Origin of the sequence: Streptomyces sp. NBC_01591 (assembly GCF_035918155.1) — a bacterium.
Lineage (GTDB): Bacteria > Actinomycetota > Actinomycetes > Streptomycetales > Streptomycetaceae > Streptomyces.
Window position 1 is genome coordinate 5,152,155 of the sequence record NZ_CP109327.1, and the last position, 21,230, is coordinate 5,173,384.

Annotated in this window: 15 protein-coding genes and 1 tRNA gene; 10 read left to right on the forward strand and 6 right to left on the reverse strand. The window is 67.6% G+C overall.

Annotated features, from left to right (window positions below; all coding sequences use genetic code 11):
* Positions 1-50: 50 nt before the first annotated feature.
* A complete protein-coding gene (locus tag OG978_RS24125) occupies positions 51-1,277 on the reverse strand; it encodes a pyridoxal phosphate-dependent aminotransferase (protein ID WP_326767204.1) in 1,227 nt (408 codons plus the stop codon).
* 225 nt (positions 1,278-1,502) lie between these two features.
* On the opposite strand from OG978_RS24125, the gene OG978_RS24130 reads away from it, so the two are divergent.
* The 10 genes from OG978_RS24130 to OG978_RS24175 all read left to right on the forward strand — a co-directional run bounded on the left by OG978_RS24130 (position 1,503) and on the right by OG978_RS24175 (position 14,862).
* Positions 1,503-1,575 (forward strand) — tRNA-Trp (locus OG978_RS24130).
* 106 nt (positions 1,576-1,681) lie between these two features.
* Positions 1,682-1,969 carry a preprotein translocase subunit SecE gene (gene secE / locus OG978_RS24135; protein ID WP_093540775.1) on the forward strand — a complete coding sequence of 96 codons (288 nt, stop codon included), beginning with the start codon at positions 1,682-1,684 and terminating at the stop codon, positions 1,967-1,969.
* A gap of 73 nt (positions 1,970-2,042) precedes the next feature.
* A complete protein-coding gene (nusG, locus tag OG978_RS24140) occupies positions 2,043-2,945 on the forward strand; it encodes a transcription termination/antitermination protein NusG (RefSeq protein ID WP_326767205.1) in 903 nt (300 codons plus the stop codon).
* Positions 2,946-3,122: 177 nt separating this feature from the next.
* Entirely contained in the window at positions 3,123-3,557 is a 435-nt protein-coding gene (gene rplK / locus OG978_RS24145) for a 50S ribosomal protein L11 (protein WP_006126872.1), read from the forward strand.
* 82 nt (positions 3,558-3,639) lie between these two features.
* Positions 3,640-4,362, forward strand: coding sequence for a 50S ribosomal protein L1 (gene rplA, locus OG978_RS24150; protein ID WP_326767206.1), 723 nt, complete (start codon positions 3,640-3,642; stop codon positions 4,360-4,362).
* A gap of 162 nt (positions 4,363-4,524) precedes the next feature.
* Positions 4,525-5,427 carry a hypothetical protein gene (locus OG978_RS24155; protein WP_326767207.1) on the forward strand — a complete coding sequence of 301 codons (903 nt, stop codon included), beginning with the start codon at positions 4,525-4,527 and terminating at the stop codon, positions 5,425-5,427.
* A 275-nt stretch (positions 5,428-5,702) separates the two neighbouring features.
* A complete protein-coding gene (rplJ, locus tag OG978_RS24160; protein ID WP_326767208.1) occupies positions 5,703-6,233 on the forward strand; it encodes a 50S ribosomal protein L10 in 531 nt (176 codons plus the stop codon).
* Between the two features lie 111 nt (positions 6,234-6,344).
* A complete protein-coding gene (gene rplL / locus OG978_RS24165) occupies positions 6,345-6,728 on the forward strand; it encodes a 50S ribosomal protein L7/L12 (RefSeq protein WP_114246089.1) in 384 nt (127 codons plus the stop codon).
* A 619-nt stretch (positions 6,729-7,347) separates the two neighbouring features.
* A complete protein-coding gene (rpoB, locus tag OG978_RS24170; protein WP_326767209.1) occupies positions 7,348-10,833 on the forward strand; it encodes a DNA-directed RNA polymerase subunit beta in 3,486 nt (1,161 codons plus the stop codon).
* 129 nt (positions 10,834-10,962) lie between these two features.
* Complete coding sequence (locus OG978_RS24175; RefSeq protein WP_326767210.1) at positions 10,963-14,862, forward strand: DNA-directed RNA polymerase subunit beta'; 3,900 nt, start codon at positions 10,963-10,965, stop codon at positions 14,860-14,862.
* Positions 14,863-14,956: 94 nt separating this feature from the next.
* Here the strand turns inward: OG978_RS24175 and OG978_RS24180 are convergent, their stop codons facing one another.
* From OG978_RS24180 to OG978_RS24200, 5 genes are read right to left on the reverse strand one after another with little or no spacing between them, the layout of a single operon-like run.
* A complete protein-coding gene (locus OG978_RS24180) occupies positions 14,957-16,000 on the reverse strand; it encodes a M48 family metalloprotease (RefSeq protein ID WP_326767211.1) in 1,044 nt (347 codons plus the stop codon).
* A gap of 24 nt (positions 16,001-16,024) precedes the next feature.
* On the reverse strand, positions 16,025-16,534 hold the full coding sequence (locus OG978_RS24185; RefSeq protein WP_326767212.1) for a Pycsar system effector family protein: 510 nt from the start codon (positions 16,532-16,534) through the stop codon (positions 16,025-16,027).
* Positions 16,531-18,156, reverse strand: a complete 1,626-nt coding sequence (locus OG978_RS24190) for a hypothetical protein (RefSeq protein ID WP_326767213.1) — start codon at positions 18,154-18,156, stop codon at positions 16,531-16,533. Before OG978_RS24190 ends, OG978_RS24185 begins: the two co-directional genes overlap by 4 nt.
* A 35-nt stretch (positions 18,157-18,191) precedes the next feature.
* Positions 18,192-20,363, reverse strand: a complete 2,172-nt coding sequence (locus OG978_RS24195; protein WP_326767214.1) for a hypothetical protein — start codon at positions 20,361-20,363, stop codon at positions 18,192-18,194.
* Positions 20,360-21,142, reverse strand: coding sequence for a hypothetical protein (locus OG978_RS24200; protein ID WP_326767215.1), 783 nt, complete (start codon positions 21,140-21,142; stop codon positions 20,360-20,362). Before OG978_RS24200 ends, OG978_RS24195 begins: the two co-directional genes overlap by 4 nt.
* Positions 21,143-21,230 lie beyond the last annotated feature (88 nt).

Consider the following 21,230-nt stretch of genomic DNA (forward strand, 5'->3'; position numbering starts at 1 on the left):
AAGCGACCCCCGGCCGGAGCCGGGGGTCGCCACCGAATGTGCGCGACGCGCTACGCCTTGGCCTCGCCCAGCAGCTTCTGGAGCCGCGAGACGCCCTCGACGAGGTCGTCGTCGCCCAGGGCGTACGAGAGCCGCAGGTAGCCCGGCGTACCGAAGGCCTCGCCCGGTACGACCGCGACCTCGGCCTCGTCCAGGATCAGGGCCGCCAGCTCGACCGAGGTGGCCGGGCGCTTGCCGCGGATCTCCTTGCCGAGCAGCTCCTTCACCGAGGGGTACGCGTAGAACGCGCCCTCGGGCTCCGGGCACAGCACCCCGTCGATCTCGTTGAGCATCCGGACGATGGTCTGCCGGCGCCGGTCGAAGGCGGTACGCATCTCGGCGACCGCGTCCAGGCTCCCGGAGACGGCGGCCAGCGCGGCGACCTGGGCCACGTTGGAGACGTTGGACGTGGCGTGCGACTGGAGGTTGGTCGCGGCCTTGACGACGTCCTTCGGGCCGACGATCCAGCCCACCCGCCAGCCGGTCATCGCGTACGTCTTGGCGACACCGTTGACCACGATGCACTTGTCACGCAGCTCGGGCACGATCGCGGGCAACGAGGTGAACTTCGCGTCGCCGTAGACCAGGTGCTCGTAGATCTCGTCGGTCAGCACCCACAGGCCGTGCTCGACGGCCCAGCGGCCGATCGCCTCGGCGTCGGCCTCGCTGTACACGGCGCCGGTCGGGTTCGACGGCGAGACGAACAGGACAACCTTCGTGCGCTCGGTGCGTGCCGCCTCCAGCTGCTCGACGGAGACCCGGTAGCCGGTGGTCTCGTCGGCCACGACCTCCACCGGGACACCGCCGGCCAGCCGGATCGACTCGGGGTAGGTGGTCCAGTACGGAGCGGGGACGATGACCTCGTCGCCCGGGTCGAGGATCGCGGCGAACGCCTCGTAGATGGCCTGCTTGCCGCCGTTGGTCACCAGGATCTGCGAGGCGTCGACCTCGTAGCCGGAGTCGCGCAGCGTCTTCTCCGCAATGGCGGCCTTGAGCTCCGGGAGCCCTCCTGCCGGGGTGTAGCGGTGGTACTTCGGGTTGCGGCAGGCCTCGATCGCGGCGTCGACGATGTAGCCGGGGGTCGGGAAGTCGGGCTCACCGGCGCCGAAACCGATCACCGGGCGGCCGGCGGCCTTGAGGGCCTTGGCCTTGGCGTCGACGGCGAGAGTGGCGGATTCGGAGATCGCACCGATGCGGGCGGAGACCCGGCGCTCGGAGGGGGAAGTTGCAGCGCTCATGGCCCCCATGGTCCCAGACCGTGATCCCAGTCGGCGCAGGGGTTTCAGGGACCGGACACGACTCGGACAGCATGCGGACAACATGCGACCAGGAGTTGTCGGGAGCTATCTGTTCGACGCCGGGCCGTTGAACACGTACACTCACCTGTCGTTGGCCTTCACCAGCCGCACTGTTCCTGCACCCGGGTCATCCGGGGAGATGCGGTAGGTTGGTGGAAACCACAAAGGGTCGTAGCTCAATTGGTAGAGCACTGGTCTCCAAAACCAGCGGTTGGGGGTTCAAGTCCCTCCGGCCCTGCTACACACTCCTTCGCCAGGATGTGTGCGCATGTACGTACTTCTATGCACCGCCGTGCGGCTCCACCGGGCGCGGCACGGCCATGACCCGGAATCAGGTGAGAAGCGTGACGGACGCCGTGGGCTCCATCGACATGCCTGATGCCGAGGATGAAGTACCCGAGTCGAAGAAGAAGACCCGGAAGGGCGGCAAGCGCGGAAAGAAGGGCCCTCTGGGCCGCCTCGCGCTGTTCTACCGCCAGATCGTCGCCGAGCTGCGCAAGGTCGTCTGGCCGACTCGTAGTCAGCTGACGACATACACCACAGTGGTGATTGTCTTCGTCGTCGTCATGATCGGTCTGGTTACCGTGATTGACTTCGGATTCCAGCGGGTCATCAAGTACGTCTTCGGCTGATCCCGCGGAGGGCGCCTCATGGGCGCCCCTTTCGCATGTTCCACCCATTTGTATCCAGGAAGAAGCAGCCACCGTGTCTGACCCGAACCTGAACGACGCCGTCGAGCCGACGGCGGGCGCCTTCGAGTCCGCCGAGGACGAGCTCGACATCGTCGAGGCGGCGGACGCCGAGGAGCCGGACCAGGCCGAAGCTGCCGACGACGCCGCAGGTGAGCCCGCCGAGCAGGCCGCCCTGCACGTCGAGGACGAGGACGAGGAAGAGGCCGCGGAGGCCGACGCCGACCCCGACCCCGAGAGCGACGAGGACGCCGAGGAGCCCGCCGAGGCCGACGAGGAGGAGGCCGAGCCGGCCGCCCCCGTCGACGCCGTCACGGCCCTGCGCGACGAGCTGCGCGGCCTTCCCGGCGAGTGGTACGTCATCCACACGTACGCCGGTTACGAGAAGCGCGTGAAGGCCAACCTGGAGCAGCGCGCCGTCTCGCTCAATGTCGAGGACTTCATCTACCAGGCCGAAGTGCCCGAGGAAGAGATCGTCCAGATCAAGAACGGCGAGCGCAAGAACGTCCGCCAGAACAAGCTCCCGGGCTACGTCCTGGTGCGCATGGACCTGACGAACGAGTCCTGGGGCGTCGTCCGCAACACCCCCGGCGTCACCGGCTTCGTGGGCAACGCCTACGACCCGTACCCGCTGACCCTGGACGAGATCGTCAAGATGCTCGCCCCGGAGGCCGAGGAGAAGGCCGCCCGCGAGGCCGCCGAGGCCGAGGGCAAGCCGGCTCCGGCCCGCAAGGTCGAGGTCCAGGTGCTCGACTTCGAGGTCGGCGACTCGGTCACCGTCACCGACGGCCCGTTCGCGACGCTGCAGGCGACGATCAACGAGATCAACGCCGACTCGAAGAAGGTCAAGGGCCTCGTCGAGATCTTCGGCCGCGAGACCCCGGTGGAGCTCAGCTTCGACCAGATCCAGAAGAACTAGCGGCTTCCCGCCAGTTTCTGGACACATGCCTACCGAGCAGGTCAGACCGGCTGTGAAGCCCGTCTGACCTGCTCGGTTTTTGGTCGCGCAGCTATACCCGTTATCGTTGTGCGGTATGCCTCCATCCGGATGATCCGGACGGCGGCGAAACACTCTCACTAGGACCCGGAGAGAGCAATGCCTCCCAAGAAGAAGAAGGTCACGGGGCTTATCAAGCTCCAGATCAACGCTGGTGCGGCCAACCCGGCCCCGCCGGTCGGCCCCGCGCTCGGCCAGCACGGCGTCAACATCATGGAATTCTGCAAGGCCTACAACGCCGCGACCGAGTCGCAGCGTGGCATGGTCGTGCCGGTGGAGATCACGGTCTACGAGGACCGTTCCTTCACCTTCGTCACCAAGACTCCGCCGGCCGCGAAGCTGATCCTCAAGGCCGCGGGCGTGGAGAAGGGCTCCGGCGAGCCGCACAAGACCAAGGTCGCCAAGCTGACGGCTGCCCAGGTCCGTGAGATCGCCACGACGAAGCTCCCCGACCTGAACGCCAACGACCTCGACGCCGCGTCGAAGATCATCGCTGGCACCGCCCGTTCCATGGGCATCACGGTCGAAGGCTGATTCAGCCCCTCACATCCTCAGTGGTAGGGCCAAGCGCTGGCCCGCACCACGACTCCACACCCTGAAACCAACAGGAGTAGAAGTGAAGCGCAGCAAGAACCTCCGCGCTGCGGACGCCAAGGTCGACCGGTCGCGCAACTACGCGCCGCTCGAAGCCGTCCGTCTCGCCAAGGACACCGCCTCCACCAAGTTCGACGGCACCGTCGAGGTCGCGTTCTGCCTGGGTGTCGACCCGCGCAAGGCCGACCAGATGGTCCGTGGCACCGTGAACCTCCCGCACGGCACCGGCAAGACCGCCCGGGTCCTGGTCTTCGCGACCGGTGACCGTGCTGCGGCCGCGGAAGCCGCGGGCGCCGACATCGTCGGCGCCGACGAGCTCATCGACGAGGTGGCGAAGGGCCGTCTGGACTTCGACGCCGTCGTCGCCACCCCGGACCTCATGGGCAAGGTCGGCCGCCTCGGCCGGGTGCTCGGTCCGCGTGGTCTGATGCCGAACCCGAAGACCGGCACCGTCACCCCCGATGTCGTGAAGGCTGTCAACGACATCAAGGGCGGCAAGATCGAGTTCCGCGTCGACAAGCACTCGAACCTGCACTTCATCATCGGCAAGGTCTCGTTCGACGACACCAAGCTGGTGGAGAACTACGCAGCGGCGCTGGAGGAGATCCTCCGTCTGAAGCCGTCCGCCGCCAAGGGCCGCTACATCAAGAAGGCCACCCTGGCCACCACGATGGGCCCCGGCATCCCGCTGGACGCCAACCGCACCCGTAACCTCCTCGTCGAGGAGGACCCGGCCGCCGTCTGAGCCCTCGCGCTCGGCAGCAAGCCGCGTCACGTGTGACATTGACGGGCCCCGCAACCTTTCGAGGTGCGGGGCCCGTCCTTGTATCCGTATTGCCAGAGGCTGTGTCGGACCCGTGCGTTAGCGTGAGGCCCCGACAGAGCCGAACGAGGGGTGGAAGCTGACATGAGGACCAATACCGTGCGACGCGTGTGTCTGTCGGTGGCAGCGGCAGCGGCGCTGACGTCGGTCGCGGCCTGCAGCGGATCGGACAGCGGCAAGAGCGACAGCAACGGCAGCGGCGTCGTGAAGGCCGACCCGATCGCCGCGCTGCTCGACGTACAGAAGAAGACCGGTGGGGAGAGCTCGGCCAAGGTCGAGGGCACCACGCAGATGGGCACCACCATGTCCATGAAGCAGACCGGCACCATCGACTGGACCGACGGTCTCACCGGCACCATGGAGATCACGTACACCGGCGGCAGCATGGCGGACGCCATGAAGCAGACCGGTGGCACCGGCACGATGCAGGCCCGCTACTTCAAGGACGGCTACGTCGTCAACATGGGCGACGGCTTCGCGAAGCAGACCGGCGGCAAGCACTGGATCAACTACGGCTACGCCGACCTCGCCAAGATTGCGGGCGCCTCCGGCGAGGCGATGAAGCAGCAGATGCAGAACACCACCCCCGACCAGGGCGTGAAGTCGCTGCTGGCCTCCGGCGACGTGAAGAAGGTCGGCAAGGAGGATGTGCGCGGCGTCTCCACCACGCACTACTCCGGCACCGTCGACGTCGCCGCTCTCACCGCGAAGAACTCCGAGCTCGACGCCGACCAGCTGGAGCAGCTGAAGAAGCAGCTGAGCGACGCCGGCATCACCACGGAGACGGTCGACATCTGGGTCGACGACAACGACCTGCTGGTCAAGAAGACCGAGCGCGGCCAGATGAAGACCGGTGAGCTCAATTCCACGGTGTACTACAGCGACTACGGGACGAAGGTCTCGGTCGAGCAGCCCCCGGCCGCCGACACGGTCGACTTCGCCGAGCTCCTGAAGCAGCAGCAGGCAGCGGGTTCGGGCGCGTCCTGAACCTCCCTCGCCGCCCCTGAGCGGGACGGATTTGCTCGGCGCGACCCCGGTCGCGTACTCTCCTACAGAAGCCAAAGACCGCTGGTCGTTGCTGTGCTCTCGCAAGAGGGAACAGTGACCGAAGGATCCGTTGAGTACGGGCGACCTGCGCAGGTGACTGTGGAAAGCTCCCGGATTCGTTCGGTCGAGCTACGCCCTGGCGCCTGCGCCGGGGCGTTTCGTCTTTCCCGGCCCCTTCTGAGCGGTCCTCATCACCCGGAAGGAGGCCGACGCTCATGGCAAGGCCCGACAAGGCTGCCGCGGTAGCCGAGCTGACGGACCAGTTCCGCAGCTCGAACGCCGCCGTGCTGACCGAGTACCGGGGTCTCACCGTGGCACAGCTCAAGGAGCTGCGCCGTTCGCTCGGTGAGAACGCCCAGTACGCCGTGGTGAAGAACACGCTGACCAAGATTGCGGCCAACGAGGCCGGGATCACTTCGCTGGACGACCAGTTCACTGGTCCGACGGCGGTTGCCTTCATCACCGGTGACCCGGTGGAGTCGGCGAAGGGTCTTCGTGACTTCGCCAAGGACAACCCGAACCTGATCATCAAGGGCGGTGTCCTTGATGGCAAGGCGCTGTCCGCCGATGAGATCAAGAAGCTTGCGGACCTCGAGTCCCGCGAGGTTCTGCTCAGCAAGCTGGCCGGTGCCTTCAAGGGCAAGCAGTCTCAGGCTGCTTCGCTCTTCCAGGCGCTGCCGTCGAAGTTCGTCCGCACCGCGGAGGCGCTTCGCGTCAAGCTCGAAGAGCAGGGCGGTGCCGAGTAACTCGGCTCGCGCAATGATCGTCGCCCACTAGGGAGACGGTCGCAGCGGGCCGAACGTACGCCCGCCTACATGTACATCCGGCACCTGCCGAATTAGTGGAAGGACGCCATCATGGCGAAGCTGTCCCAGGACGACCTGCTCGCGCAGTTCGAAGAGATGACCCTCATCGAGCTCTCCGAGTTCGTGAAGGCCTTCGAGGAGAAGTTCGACGTCACCGCCGCCGCGGCCGTCGCCGTCGCCGGTCCGGCCGGCCCGGGCGCCGTTGCCGAGGCCGTCGAGGAGAAGGACGAGTTCGACGTCATCCTCACCGGCGCCGGCGAGAAGAAGATCCAGGTCATCAAGGTCGTGCGTGAGCTGACCTCGCTGGGTCTGAAGGAGGCCAAGGACCTCGTCGACGGCACCCCGAAGCCGGTCCTCGAGAAGGTCGCCAAGGAGGCCGCCGAGAAGGCTGCCGAGTCCCTCAAGGCCGCCGGCGCTTCCGTCGAGGTCAAGTGACTCAGGGAGTCTGCTGACTCCTTCTGGCGCCCCGTGCCGCACGGCACGGACGTCATCTGACGAAGGGCGATCACCCATCCGGGTGGTCGCCCTTCGGCGTACCCGAGGCGGCTGCCTTGCTCTTCCGGCGGCGACGAGTATGGTGATCTTCGCCGTTGCCTCTCCGGAGCGGCCGACCGGCGCCGGGAGGCGGTCGGGTGCGGACCTCGGGGCGTTGTCCCCGCAGGGGGGCCTTGACGAACCGCACGCGGCGCGCAATTCTCAGGACGCGTCGTCACATCGATCCGAATCCGAGGCATGGATCGTGGGCGAAGCGGGCAGTAAAGAAGAGCGCAGCACGCGCAAGGGCTAGCCATAGGTGTTGAGAACAGCTGTTGAGAGCAACGTGGGTCTCTGAGAACCCCGACTGGACATCAGTGTGCCGTTTGGCTACACTGACCCTTTGCGCTGCCTGTTAGCTGCCTCCTGCCCGTCACCAGGGGCATGCCCTCGCTTGAGCACCGATGACTGATCGTCTCTGACCTGGCCTTATTCGGCTGAATCAGGAACAGACTGTCACCGTGTCCGGCTTGGGACCGGTACGCGCGTAGTGAGTCCGAGCCCTCGGAAGGACCCCCTCTTGGCCGCCTCGCGCAACGCCTCGACCGCGAATACGAACAACGGTGCCAGCACCGCCCCGCTGCGCATCTCCTTTGCAAAGATCAAGGAGCCCCTCGAGGTTCCGAACCTCCTCGCGCTGCAGACCGAGAGCTTTGACTGGCTCCTCGGCAATGCCGCATGGAAGGCTCGCGTCGAGGCTGCTCTGGACAGTGGACAGAACGTCCCGACCAAGTCCGGCCTGGAAGAGATCTTCGAGGAGATCTCGCCGATCGAGGACTTCTCCGGGTCGATGTCGCTGACTTTCCGCGACCACCGCTTCGAGCCCCCGAAGAACTCGATCGACGAGTGCAAGGAGCGCGACTTCACGTTCGCCGCCCCGCTCTTCGTCACCGCCGAGTTCACCAACAACGAGACCGGCGAGATCAAGTCCCAGACGGTCTTCATGGGCGACTTCCCGCTCATGACCAACAAGGGCACCTTCGTCATCAACGGCACCGAGCGTGTCGTCGTGTCGCAGCTGGTCCGCTCGCCGGGTGTCTACTTCGACTCCTCGATCGACAAGACGTCCGACAAGGACATCTTCTCCGCCAAGATCATCCCGTCCCGGGGTGCCTGGCTGGAGATGGAGATCGACAAGCGCGACATGGTCGGTGTCCGCATCGACCGCAAGCGCAAGCAGTCCGTCACCGTTCTCCTGAAGGCTCTCGGTTGGACGACCGAGCAGATCCTGGAGGAGTTCGGCGAGTACGAGTCGATGCGCGCCACCCTGGAGAAGGACCACACCCAGGGCCAGGACGACGCGCTGCTCGACATCTACCGCAAGCTGCGTCCGGGCGAGCCGCCCACCCGTGAGGCCGCTCAGACGCTGCTCGAGAACCTCTACTTCAACCCGAAGCGCTACGACCTCGCGAAGGTCGGCCGCTACAAGGTGAACAAGAAGCTCGGCGCCGACGAGCCGCTCGACGCCGGTGTGCTCACCAGCGACGACGTCATCGCGACGATCAAGTACCTGGTCAAGCTGCACGCCGGTGAGACCGAGACGGTCGGCGAGTCCGGTCGCTCGATCATGGTCGAGACCGACGACATCGACCACTTCGGCAACCGTCGTATCCGTAACGTCGGCGAGCTGATCCAGAACCAGGTCCGTACGGGTCTCGCCCGTATGGAGCGCGTCGTGCGCGAGCGCATGACCACCCAGGACGTCGAGGCGATCACGCCGCAGACCCTGATCAACATCCGGCCGGTCGTCGCCTCCATCAAGGAGTTCTTCGGCACCAGCCAGCTGTCCCAGTTCATGGACCAGAACAACCCGCTGTCGGGCCTGACGCACAAGCGTCGTCTCAACGCCCTCGGCCCGGGTGGTCTCTCCCGTGAGCGGGCCGGCTTCGAAGTCCGTGACGTGCACCCCTCGCACTACGGCCGCATGTGCCCGATCGAGACGCCCGAAGGCCCGAACATCGGTCTGATCGGCTCGCTGGCCTCCTACGGCCGGATCAACGCGTTCGGCTTCATCGAGACGCCGTACCGCAAGGTCGTCGAGGGCCAGGTCACCGACGAGGTCGACTACCTGACCGCCGACGAGGAGGACCGCTTCGTCATCGCGCAGGCCAACGCGCCGCTGACCGACGAGCTCCGGTTCGCCGAGTCCCGCGTGCTGGTCCGCCGCCGTGGCGGCGAGGTCGACTACGTGCCCGGCACGGACGTCGACTACATGGACGTCTCGCCGCGCCAGATGGTGTCCGTCGCGACCGCGATGATCCCCTTCCTGGAGCACGACGACGCCAACCGTGCCCTCATGGGCGCGAACATGATGCGTCAGGCGGTGCCGCTGATTAAGTCGGAGGCCCCGCTCGTCGGCACCGGCATGGAGTACCGCTGCGCCACCGACGCCGGTGACGTGCTCAAGGCCGAGAAGGACGGTGTGGTCCAGGAGGTCTCCGCGGACTACATCACCGTGACCAACGACGACGGCACGTACACCACGTACCGCATCGCCAAGTTCATGCGCTCCAACCAGGGCACCTCGGTCAACCAGAAGGTTGTCGTCTCCGAGGGCGACCGGGTCGTCGCCGACCAGGTCCTCGCCGACGGTCCGGCCACCGAGAACGGTGAGATGGCCCTCGGCAAGAACCTGCTCGTGGCGTTCATGCCGTGGGAGGGTCACAACTACGAGGACGCGATCATCCTGTCGCAGCGCCTCGTGCAGGACGACGTCCTCTCCTCGATCCACATCGAGGAGCACGAGGTCGACGCCCGTGACACCAAGCTCGGCCCGGAGGAGATCACCCGGGACATCCCGAACGTCTCCGAAGAGGTCCTCGCCGACCTCGACGAGCGCGGCATCATCCGTATCGGTGCCGAGGTCGTCGCCGGTGACATCCTCGTCGGCAAGGTCACGCCCAAGGGTGAGACCGAGCTGACCCCCGAGGAGCGCCTGCTCCGCGCGATCTTCGGTGAGAAGGCGCGCGAGGTGCGCGACACCTCGCTGAAGGTGCCGCACGGCGAGATCGGCAAGGTCATCGGCGTCCGCGTCTTCGACCGCGAAGAGGGCGACGAGCTGCCGCCGGGCGTGAACCAGCTGGTCCGCGTCTACGTCGCGCAGAAGCGCAAGATCACCGACGGTGACAAGCTCGCCGGCCGTCACGGCAACAAGGGCGTCATCTCGAAGATCCTGCCGATCGAGGACATGCCGTTCCTGGAGGACGGCACCCCGGTCGACATCATCCTCAACCCGCTGGGTGTCCCGTCCCGAATGAACCCGGGACAGGTCCTGGAGATCCACCTCGGCTGGCTCGCCAGCCGCGGCTGGGACGTCTCCGGCCTCGGTGACGAGTGGGCCAAGCGCCTGCAGGCCATCGGCGCCGACCAGGTCGCCCCCGGCACCAACGTCGCCACCCCCGTCTTCGACGGTGCGCGCGAGGACGAGATCTCCGGTCTCTTCGAGGCCACGATCCCGAACCGCGACGGCGACCGCCTGGTGCAGCCCTCCGGCAAGGCCAATCTGTTCGACGGCCGCTCCGGCGAGCCGTTCCCGGACCCGGTCTCGGTCGGCTACATGTACATCCTGAAGCTGCACCACCTCGTCGACGACAAGCTGCACGCTCGTTCGACGGGTCCGTACTCCATGATCACCCAGCAGCCGCTGGGTGGTAAGGCTCAGTTCGGTGGTCAGCGATTCGGTGAGATGGAGGTGTGGGCCCTTGAGGCTTATGGCGCCGCATACGCCCTCCAGGAGCTCCTGACGATCAAGTCCGACGACGTGACCGGCCGCGTGAAGGTCTACGAGGCCATCGTCAAGGGCGAGAACATCCCCGAGCCGGGCATCCCTGAGTCCTTCAAGGTGCTCATCAAGGAAATGCAGTCGCTCTGCCTCAACGTGGAGGTGCTGTCCTCGGACGGCATGTCCATCGAGATGCGCGACACGGACGAGGACGTCTTCCGCGCGGCGGAGGAGCTCGGTATCGACCTGTCCCGGCGCGAGCCGAGCAGCGTCGAAGAGGTCTGACGGGTTGGTCGGCCGGATCCCAGTGATCCGGCCGGCTCTCCCCGGACCCGTTCAGACCATTGCTGAAGTGCCCCGATTTCTCGCCTGACGCGAGGGGGCTCGAACCCCCGAAAGAGGGATTGACGACAAGTGCTCGACGTCAACTTCTTCGACGAGCTGCGGATCGGCCTTGCCACCGCGGACGACATCCGGACCTGGTCCCACGGCGAAGTGAAGAAGCCGGAGACCATCAATTACCGCACGCTCAAGCCCGAAAAGGACGGACTCTTCTGCGAGAAGATCTTCGGTCCGACCCGGGACTGGGAGTGCTACTGCGGCAAGTACAAGCGTGTCCGCTTCAAGGGCATCATCTGTGAGCGCTGTGGCGTCGAAGTCACGCGCGCCAAGGTGCGCCGTGAGCGCATGGGTCACATCGAGCTTGCCGCTCCCGTCACCCACATCTGGTACTTCAAGGGCGTCCCGTCGCGCCTTGGCTACCTCCTCGACCTCGCGCCGAAGGACCTCGAAAAGGTCATCTACTTCGCCGCGTACATGATCACGTTCGTGGACGAGGAGCGCCGTACGCGCGACCTGCCCTCGCTGGAGGCGCACGTCTCCGTCGAGCGTCAGCAGATCGAGAACCGCCGCGACGCCGACCTCGAAGCCCGCGCCAAGAAGCTCGAGACCGACCTGGCCGAGCTGGAGGCCGAGGGCGCCAAGGCCGACGTGCGCCGCAAGGTGCGCGAAGGTGCCGAGCGTGAGATGAAGCAGCTGCGCGACCGTGCGCAGCGCGAGATCGACCGTCTCGACGAGGTGTGGAGCCGCTTCAAGAACCTCAAGGTCCAGGACCTGGAGGGCGACGAGCTGCTCTACCGCGAGCTGCGTGACCGCTTCGGCACGTACTTCGACGGCTGCATGGGTGCTGCCGCCCTGCAGAAGCGCCTCGAGTCGTTCGACCTCGACGAGGAGGCCGAGCGCCTCCGCGAGATCATCCGTACCGGCAAGGGCCAGAAGAAGACCCGTGCGCTCAAGCGCCTCAAGGTCGTCTCCGCGTTCCTGCAGACCAGCAACAAGCCCAAGGGCATGGTGCTCGACTGCGTGCCGGTCATCCCGCCGGACCTGCGTCCGATGGTGCAGCTGGACGGTGGCCGCTTCGCGACCTCCGACCTGAACGACCTGTACCGCCGTGTGATCAACCGCAACAACCGCCTCAAGCGTCTCCTTGACCTCGGTGCCCCCGAGATCATCGTGAACAACGAGAAGCGGATGCTGCAGGAGGCCGTCGACGCGCTGTTCGACAACGGCCGCCGCGGTCGCCCGGTCACCGGTCCCGGTAACCGCCCGCTCAAGTCCCTCAGCGACATGCTGAAGGGCAAGCAGGGTCGATTCCGTCAGAACCTTCTCGGTAAGCGTGTGGACTACTCCGCGCGTTCCGTGATCGTCGTCGGCCCGCAGCTCAAGCTGCACCAGTGCGGTCTGCCGAAGGCCATGGCGCTGGAGCTCTTCAAGCCGTTCGTGATGAAGCGCCTGGTCGACCTGAACCACGCGCAGAACATCAAGTCGGCCAAGCGCATGGTCGAGCGCGGCCGCACCGTGGTGTACGACGTCCTCGAAGAGGTCATCGCCGAGCACCCGGTGCTGCTGAACCGTGCACCGACCCTGCACCGCCTCGGCATCCAGGCCTTCGAGCCGCAGCTGGTCGAGGGCAAGGCCATCCAGATCCACCCGCTCGTCTGCACCGCGTTCAACGCGGACTTCGACGGTGACCAGATGGCCGTGCACCTGCCGCTCTCCGCGGAGGCGCAGGCCGAGGCCCGCATCCTGATGCTGTCCTCGAACAACATCCTGAAGCCGGCCGACGGTCGTCCCGTCACCATGCCGACCCAGGACATGGTGCTGGGCCTGTTCTTCCTCACCACGGACGAGGAGGAGCGCAAGGTCATCGGCCAGGGCCGTTCCTTCGGCTCCACGGCCGAGGCGATCATGGCCTTCGACGCCCGCGAGCTGTCGCTCCAGGCGAAGGTCGACATCCGCTTCCCGGTGGGCACCATCCCGCCGCGCGGCTGGGTGCCGCCGGTCGCCGAGGAAGGCGAGCAGGAGTACCAGCAGGGCGACACGTTCCGGCTGCGTACGTCCCTGGGCCGCGCGCTCTTCAACGAGCTGCTGCCCGAGGACTACCCGTTCGTCGACTACTCGGTCGGCAAGAAGCAGCTCTCCGAGATCGTCAACGACCTCGCCGAGCGCTACCCCAAGGTCATCGTGGCGGCGACGCTCGACAACCTGAAGGCGGCGGGCTTCTACTGGGCGACCCGTTCCGGTGTCACCGTGGCCATCTCCGACGTCGTGGTCCCCGAGGCCAAGAAGGCGATCGTCGCGGGCTACGAGGCGCAGGACGAGAAGGTCCAGAAGCAGTACGAGCGCGGTCTGATCACCAAGGACGAGCGCACGCAGGAGCTCATCGCGATCTGGACCAAGGCGACCAACGAGGTTGCCGAGGCGATGAACGCGAACTTCCCCAAGACGAACCCCATCTTCATGATGGTTGACTCGGGTGCCCGAGGAAACATGATGCAGATGCGTCAGATCGCCGGTATGCGTGGTCTGGTGTCCAACGCCAAGAACGAGACGATCCCGCGTCCCATCAAGGCGTCCTTCCGTGAGGGCCTCACCGTTCTGGAGTACTTCATCTCCACGCACGGTGCCCGTAAGGGTCTGGCGGACACCGCCCTGCGTACCGCCGACTCGGGTTACCTGACCCGTCGTCTGGTGGACGTCTCGCAGGACGTGATCATTCGCGAGGAGGACTGCGGCACCGAGCGCGGCCTCAAGCTGAAGATCGCCGTCAAGGGTGCGGACGGTGTGCTCCGCAAGACGGAGGACGTCGAGACCTCGGTCTACGCCCGCATGCTCGCCGAGGACGTCGTCGTCGACGGCAAGGTCATCGCGCCTGCCAACGTCGACCTCGGTGACGTCCTGATCGACGCCCTGGTGGGCGCCGGCGTCGAGGAGGTCAAGACCCGTTCGGTCCTGACCTGTGAGTCCGCGGTCGGCACCTGTGCCTTCTGCTACGGACGCTCGCTCGCCACCGGCAAGCTGGTCGACATCGGCGAGGCGGTCGGCATCATCGCCGCCCAGTCCATCGGTGAGCCCGGTACCCAGCTGACGATGCGTACCTTCCACACCGGTGGTGTGGCCGGTGACGACATCACCCAGGGTCTGCCCCGAGTCGTCGAGCTCTTCGAAGCCCGTACGCCCAAGGGTGTCGCCCCGATCTCGGAGTCCGCGGGCCGGGTCCGGATCGAGGAGACCGAGAAGACCAAGAAGCTCGTGGTCACGCCGGACGACGGCAGCGACGAGATCCCCTTCCCGATCTCGAAGCGCGCCCGTCTGCTCGTGGGCGAGGGCGACCACGTCGAGGTGGGCCAGAAGCTCACCGTGGGTGCCACCAACCCGCACGACGTGCTGCGGATCCTCGGTCAGCGCGCGGTCCAGGTCCACCTGGTCGGCGAGGTCCAGAAGGTCTACAACTCGCAGGGTGTGTCGATCCACGACAAGCACATCGAGATCATCATCCGGCAGATGCTGCGCCGCGTGACGATCATCGAGTCCGGCGACGCGGAGCTGCTGCCGGGCGAGCTCGTCGAGCGCTCGAAGTTCGAGACCGAGAACCGTCGTGTGGTCACCGAGGGCGGTCACCCCGCCTCCGGCCGTCCGCAGCTGATGGGTATCACCAAGGCCTCGCTGGCGACGGAGTCGTGGCTGTCCGCGGCTTCCTTCCAGGAGACGACCAGGGTCCTGACGGACGCGGCGATCAACGCCAAGTCCGACTCCCTGATCGGCCTCAAGGAGAACGTCATCATCGGTAAGCTCATCCCGGCCGGTACGGGCCTGTCCCGCTACCGCAACATCCGGGTCGAGCCGACCGAGGAGGCCAAGGCCGCGATGTACTCGGCCGTCGGCTACGACGACATCGACTACTCGCCGTTCGGCACGGGCTCCGGCCAGGCCGTTCCGCTGGAGGACTACGACTACGGTCCGTACAACCAGTAAGCGAGTCGCTTGACCGACCGGAGGGCGGTCACCCCGTTTCGTACGGGGTGGCCGCCCTCCGGCGTGTCCCGATGTGCCGCACCGGCGGCCGTGGCTACAGGTAGTGCCGCAGATGGTGCAGCCGGGTCGGGACGTCGGGGTGGGTGGAGAGCAGTCGGGCAGGCGTCGACCCGCGCTCCATCCGTTCTCCTGTGACGGGGAGCGCCTTCTGCCGCGCCCGGATCTCGTTCGCGTGCATCGTCTCCAGCACCTCGGCCAGTTTCGGTGCGAATCCGAGTGCAGCGGCATGGCGGTCGGCACGCAGTTCGGCACGGCGTCCCACCGCCGCCGACAGATACGGAAGTACGAGAAGCATCGGAATCCCGTACAGGACCGCGGCGGCGGTGGAGGCGAGCCCGCCGATCGCGAGGAGCAGGACGCCGACGGCGAGGTAGACGGCACACCTGGCAGGCGTGACGAGGGAGCGGGCCATCGCGCGGAGGGCGCGCCAGGCCGCCCGGCCCGGCAGCCCGTACCAGTGGCCCAGCAGCGACGACCACGCATGACCGCCGGTGTGGTGGCCCAGCTCATGGGCGAGCACGGCGGCCAGCTGGCCGCTCGACAGCTGTTCCAGGGCGAACCGGGTGACCCCCACGATGTGGCCCGCGGCGGCGTACGCGTTGAGGTCGTCGCTCTCCTCGATCCAGAGCTGATACGACGCTCCGTCGACCCCGGCGATGGCTGTCACCTCGTGCCAGACCGGCTCCAGCCGTGCGGCCTCCTTGGGCATCGGGCGCCGGAGCCCCAGCAGGTAGCGGGCGAGCAGTTCCTCCGTGGGCCGGTGGAAGACCAGGGCGCCGGATGCCAGCCAGAGCGCGGCCGGTATCCAGAACGGAAGCCCGAGGCAGCCGTCCAGGACCGCGCCGACGAGCAGCACCACCAGCGTGTTCGTCAGGAAGGCAGGCAGTGCCAATGTCAGCCGTCCGAGTACGGTGATGTCCACACGCCGCTGGTGCGCCGTGTAGTACACACGTCGGCCCGGCCCGTGCTCGTAGATCAAGTCATCGGGCGCGGGTGGGGCGGTGGCGGTCAGGTACGGGTCCGGGGGTGGTACGAACCCGTCGCCCGGGTCATGGGACTGAGGTTTCGGTGGATTCATGGTCATCCTTTGGCGGGAGGAACATCAGCCGAGGAGTAGCGAGGCGGGGAGCAGGACGGTGCCGACGGAGTAGGCGAGCAGCCCCACGCGTATCCACTGGTGCTTGCATACGGCGATCCGGCTGGTTTCGGTCAGGGCCGTGACGAGTGCCGTGGCCTGGGCGCTCTCAGTGGCGTCGAGCGCTTCCGGCAACCGGTTCTGTCGGGCGGCGCGCCGGATGTCCGCGAAGTAGGTGAGCGGGGCTCCGGGGACCCAGGTACTGCCGCGGTAGCGCGGGAGTATGGCCATCAGCATGGAGAGCAGCGCCGTCGCCAGCCCGCCGGTGCCCGCCCACCACAGGGCCGTGCCGGGGGAGGAGAGCGCGTTCGGTCGCCACTCGCTCCCAGCCAGCCAGCCGCTGATCACGCCTGCGGTCATGCCGAGCGCGGCAACCAGTACGGATGCCTTGCTGTCGGCTCGTGCGATCTCGGACCGCAGATCGAGGAGTAGCCGCGCCCCGGCATCGGTGTTCTGGATCGGTGGGCTGTCGGTCATGTGCTGTGGTCCTCCTGGCCCGGCGCTCCTGCCACGTCCGTGGCCCGGGGCGTGTCCGATGTCCTCGGCGGGTTCGCAGCCCCGGGAGCGTCCGCAGGCTCGGCTGCGTCGGTCGCCCCACTCCGGCCGGCCGCTCCGGCGGCGTCCGCCGTCATGTCCTCGGCGGAGGCGGAGGCGGGCCGGGGGTCGGGAGATGCCGCGGCAGTCACAGTCCGTGCCTTCGGCACGCCGGTCCCGCCGGGTGCTCTGCGCACGTCTTCCGCACCGGCCGATGGCGTGGCGGTGCCCGTCGGCCTCAGAGGCGCGCTGCCATAGCCCGGCGGCGGCTGCCAGCCCGGGAAGGGACTCGACGGGTCGCCCGTCTCCGGATCGGCCTTGCGGAGGGGCGTCCCATCGAGCCGGTGCACCTCCCGGCTGTTTGCCTCAATGCCGTCGGTCAGGTCGAAGTCCGGCCGGGACATGCTCCGCATGACCGCTTCCGGCGCCGCTCTCAGTGCGTCCTGCGGCATCGACACGGTCAGCCGGCCTTCGGCCGTGCTCTGCGCGGTGACGCCGGGAAGATGCTGGTTCAGTACGTCGATCAACGCCTGGAGAGCCCTCTTCTTCGGTGCCTCCAACTCGTGGTTCTCCGCGCTGTCGCCCTGCAGCAGCTCGCCCGCCAGCTCCATCTGCGCCTGGATCATGTGTAGTTGGTCCTGGCGCAGGCTTGTCACCACGAGCTTGGTGTCCTCGGGATGGTCGGCCAGATGGAGCGCCCATGCGCGGACCCCGCCCTGTTCCAAGTGCTTTTCGTAGAAGGCGATCTTTTCCGCGTTCACCTGCTGCAGCTCCATCTGCCGACGGGCCCGGTCGACCGCCTCCGTGTGCTGCCACTTCTGCTGCCGCAACCTCAGTTCGTGCTGCTGCTCATCGAATTCGGCCGCGCGCCCCCACTGCAGTGCGTCCTGCTCCCTGACGCGCCGGTCGATCGCAGCATCGTGCTCCCGGCCCCGCCGCTCGGTGTGGACCTGCTCGGTGGCCGCATGGTCGATGGACCTCATTCGCCGTACATGGTCGATGGCTTCCTGGTCCCCGCGCAGCCGTACGGTCCAGGCCACGGCGAGACCCGCTCGCGTGCCGAGTGAACCCTGTGCGCGTACTTCCCGCAGCAGTGCCTCCTCGGCCTCCGCACTCCGGGAGGCGGGGTAGCGGCGGGTGACGGCCCGGGCCGACTGTTCCAGCTCGCCGATCAGCAGTCGTGGTACGTCACGGTGTCGGCTCGCCACGAACAGCGCGGGATCGACGACCTGCCACGACAGTTCGACGACCACTCCGAACTCGAAGGCGTCATCGTTGCTCGGCAGGCCGATCTCCTCGCGTACGGGATGGACCCCCATGTCGACCTCGTACACCGAGGTGTATCGCTTCGCGGCGGCTCCGGCCCTGGTGGGGCGGACCGGCGGGAGGTAGGTTTCGTACGAGCCGTCCCGGGCCGAGAAGACCAGGGCGTGGTCGATGCGGGTGAGCGGGCGGCGGGCGAATCCGAAGCGGGACAGTTGCCGGACCGTGACCACCGGGTCGGACAACCGCGTTCCGCGGTCGGCCCGTTGGTCCCAGTCGGGTGCTCGTCGGAATTCGGGCATGGGCACTCTCCTGTTGCTGTGGACGAGATCGCAGGTCAGGGATGAGTCAGGACGGCCAGTAGCCGGCCTGTCACGGGCGGGGGGTCGGTGCCGTCCTCGCCGGGCATCGTCCGCAGGAGATGGCTGAGCCGCTGGTGCTCCGACGGCGTGGTGACGAGTGAGGGCAGCAGCGCGGCGAGCGCCCACTCCGTGCCGGGATCGTGGTCCGCCGACAGCACCCAGCGGCGCAGCACGTCGAGGGCGTCCCGGGTGTGGCCGCGGCTCCCCAGGGCGGTGCGCCACAGCTCGACGATGCCGGTGGCGGCCGGTGTCCGCGCGGCCGACGCTCGCGCGTACCAGGACAGAACGAGCGGCTGCCCATGGCGCTCGTCCTGCTCGGTCCGACGGCAGGCGCTGATGAAGCCGCCGAGCGCGAGGTCGGTCGCCGGACGGTCGTCGTGCAGCGTCCTGAGCAGCCCCGCGAGCACGTCCTCGCCCGCTGGTGACAACAGCAACAGCTCTACGGACTCGGCGAGTTGCCCCGAAAGATCCGTGTCGGGCTCCGGCTGTCCTGCCTGGTGCCGGGCCGCCGAGCGCAGCGCTGCCAGGGTCTCGGAGGGGCGTTCCGGCCCGATCAGCCCATGGGCGCGGATGGCGACCCAGCGCAGCGGCGACTCGTCGCTCTCGCACCAGGCGTCGAGGATGCGCGGCACGTTGGGAGTGCCCAGCACGTGGGTGAGTGTGAGCGCGTTGACGGCGACGAGGCGGTGCCGGTAGAGGTGTGAGGAGGCCCATGGCTCGATGACCAGCGCCATGGCGGACGGCAGATCGGTATGGGCGAGCACGGCGACGGTGGAGGCGGCGCGGGTACGCACGAACGGCCGTCCGTCCCCGGCCAGCCGTTGCAGCCAGTGCACGAGTGCGGGCCGTGCCGAGGGGTGCCCGGTCCATATCTCGCGCAGCAACACGAGTGGGGCCCGCTCGTCCCGGTAGGCGGCCTTCACCTGTCGGACCGGACCCCACTCGGTGGGCTCCTCGGCCTCGAACCGCCGGGCACGGGCGAGCTGGAGCCGCTTGCCGATGTGCGTGCCGAAGACCGGGACGGTGGCGGACCGCAGCCCGCTCTCGATTTCGTGGAGGAAGACGTAGAGCAGATCGCTCAGCTCCGCCGTCAGGGCGTACGGGCCCTCGTCGAAGGCGGCCAGGGCGACGAGGAATGCCTTGTCCCGCAGGTGCAGCACGGTCCCGTCGTCCTCGAACCACTCCTGGACCTGGTTCTCCAACGCGATCAGGGAGAAGTCCCCGAGCTCAGCGGTGTCGGCCTCCCCGGTCGCGTACCTCGCCAGGAGCCGGGCGAACTCGGCGGCCTCGCGCGGCTGATGGTTGCGTTCGAGGAACGCGGTCACGGCCGGCAGGGAAAGCAGCTCCGGCACATGGTCCTCGCCCACCAGCACCCCCAGGTGCGCGGCGAGGACATCGCCCGGCGGGGGAGCCTGCCAGCTCACCACCGGTACATCCTCCAGCAGGGCCGTCGGCCCCACGGTGATCACCAGATACGCGTCCTCGCCCAGTTCCTTGCGGGCAGCCAGCAGATCCGCCTCCCGCAGCGGTCGGCCCGGCTCGGTGATCAGATCGCAGAGGACATGGCCGGTTCGGCCGTCGCGTGTCTCGCCGCCACCGAGACCGGCTGTGAGCTGTCCGGGGGTGGTGTCCCGGCCGATCGCCTGGACCGGATCTGCGCGGAGCCGGTGCAGCAGCATGAGTGCGGCGGTCCGCCGACCCGCGAAATACGGGCCCGAGACCACCAGGACATGCTCTTCGCGCAGCCGGTCGACCAACGCCTCGAAGTCGGCGCACGCAGGCACGAAACAGGCCGACAGCTCCTCCAGGGTGGACTGTGCGATCTCGCCCGAGGTGTGGAGTGCGGAGGAGGCGCCGAACTGGTAGATGATCTCGGTCCTGTCGAGCAGGATGTCCCCGTAGAAGGTGCCGCCGCCGATGCCGTGGTTGATCCCGCCGAAGACGCCCCCGCCGACCTGGGCGCCGTCCCCGAATCCCATGGTCCGTGGGGTGTGGTTCTCCAGGTCCCGCCGGGCTGCCCAGGCGGGCTGCGGCTGGTCGGTCTCCTCGGTTGTCTCCCCGTCGGCCTGGCGGCCGTCCTGCGCCTCGGAAGACTGGTCGCCCCCTGTCGAGGGCTGGGAGCCGTGCGGTTGTTCCTCGGCGCTCACCGGCGGTCTCCCCGGCCTCCGTCGCCGAGATGGATGTCTCCGGAGAAGGTGCCGCCGCCGATGCCGTGGTTGGTCCCGCCGAAGACACCTCCGTTGACTGTGGCGCCGCCGAAGTCGAAGGCCTGGGCCGGTTCCTGCGGGGTGGGCGGGGCAATGCCGGAGACCGACGGGGCGTCCCCCTTCCCGCTCGCGGGGTGCGGGCGCTCACTCGGAAGCGGACCGTGCAGCCACGCAGCGAGCGGACCGTTCTTGCTGTCCACCGTGACGGAGCGGAACTCCTCGGCCGGAACGCCGGCGTGGCTGTGCCGTACAACGCCCCGGTAGACCGGATCGGACACGCACAGCGCGAAGTCGTCCGGGCGCTCCCGCAGCGCCGTCCGCAGCAACTCCGTGTCCAGCAGTCTGCACGCGTGGTTGAGATCGCTGCCGACCCATCCGTCGAGCCGGTCCACGGCGACGTACCCCGAAGCGACCACTCCGCGAAGCCGCATCTGAGCCGAGGCGGAGGCTCGCCGGTTCTGGCTGCGCAACTGGGCCGGCACCTCGGTCAGCAGCGCCCGCAGCAGGGCGATCACCGAGCAGTTGGCGTCGATCAACTCCATCACGGAGTCGCCGCGGTCCGCCCGCCTGCGCCGGGTCTCGTCGATCCCGGCGGCGAGCAGTGCCCGGTCGGTGAGGTCATAGAGCATGCGGCGCAGATACGCCTGCTCGACATCGTCCCGCTCGCTGTACTTCTCGATGTCGAGCAGCAGGATCGTGCTGTTCACGGGATCGTTCATGGGGGTGCCTCTCGCTCGGGTCTCCGCGGGCCGAAGACACGAGCGTGGGGCTGATGGGACTGCGGTGGTGAGGGCGGATGACTCACTT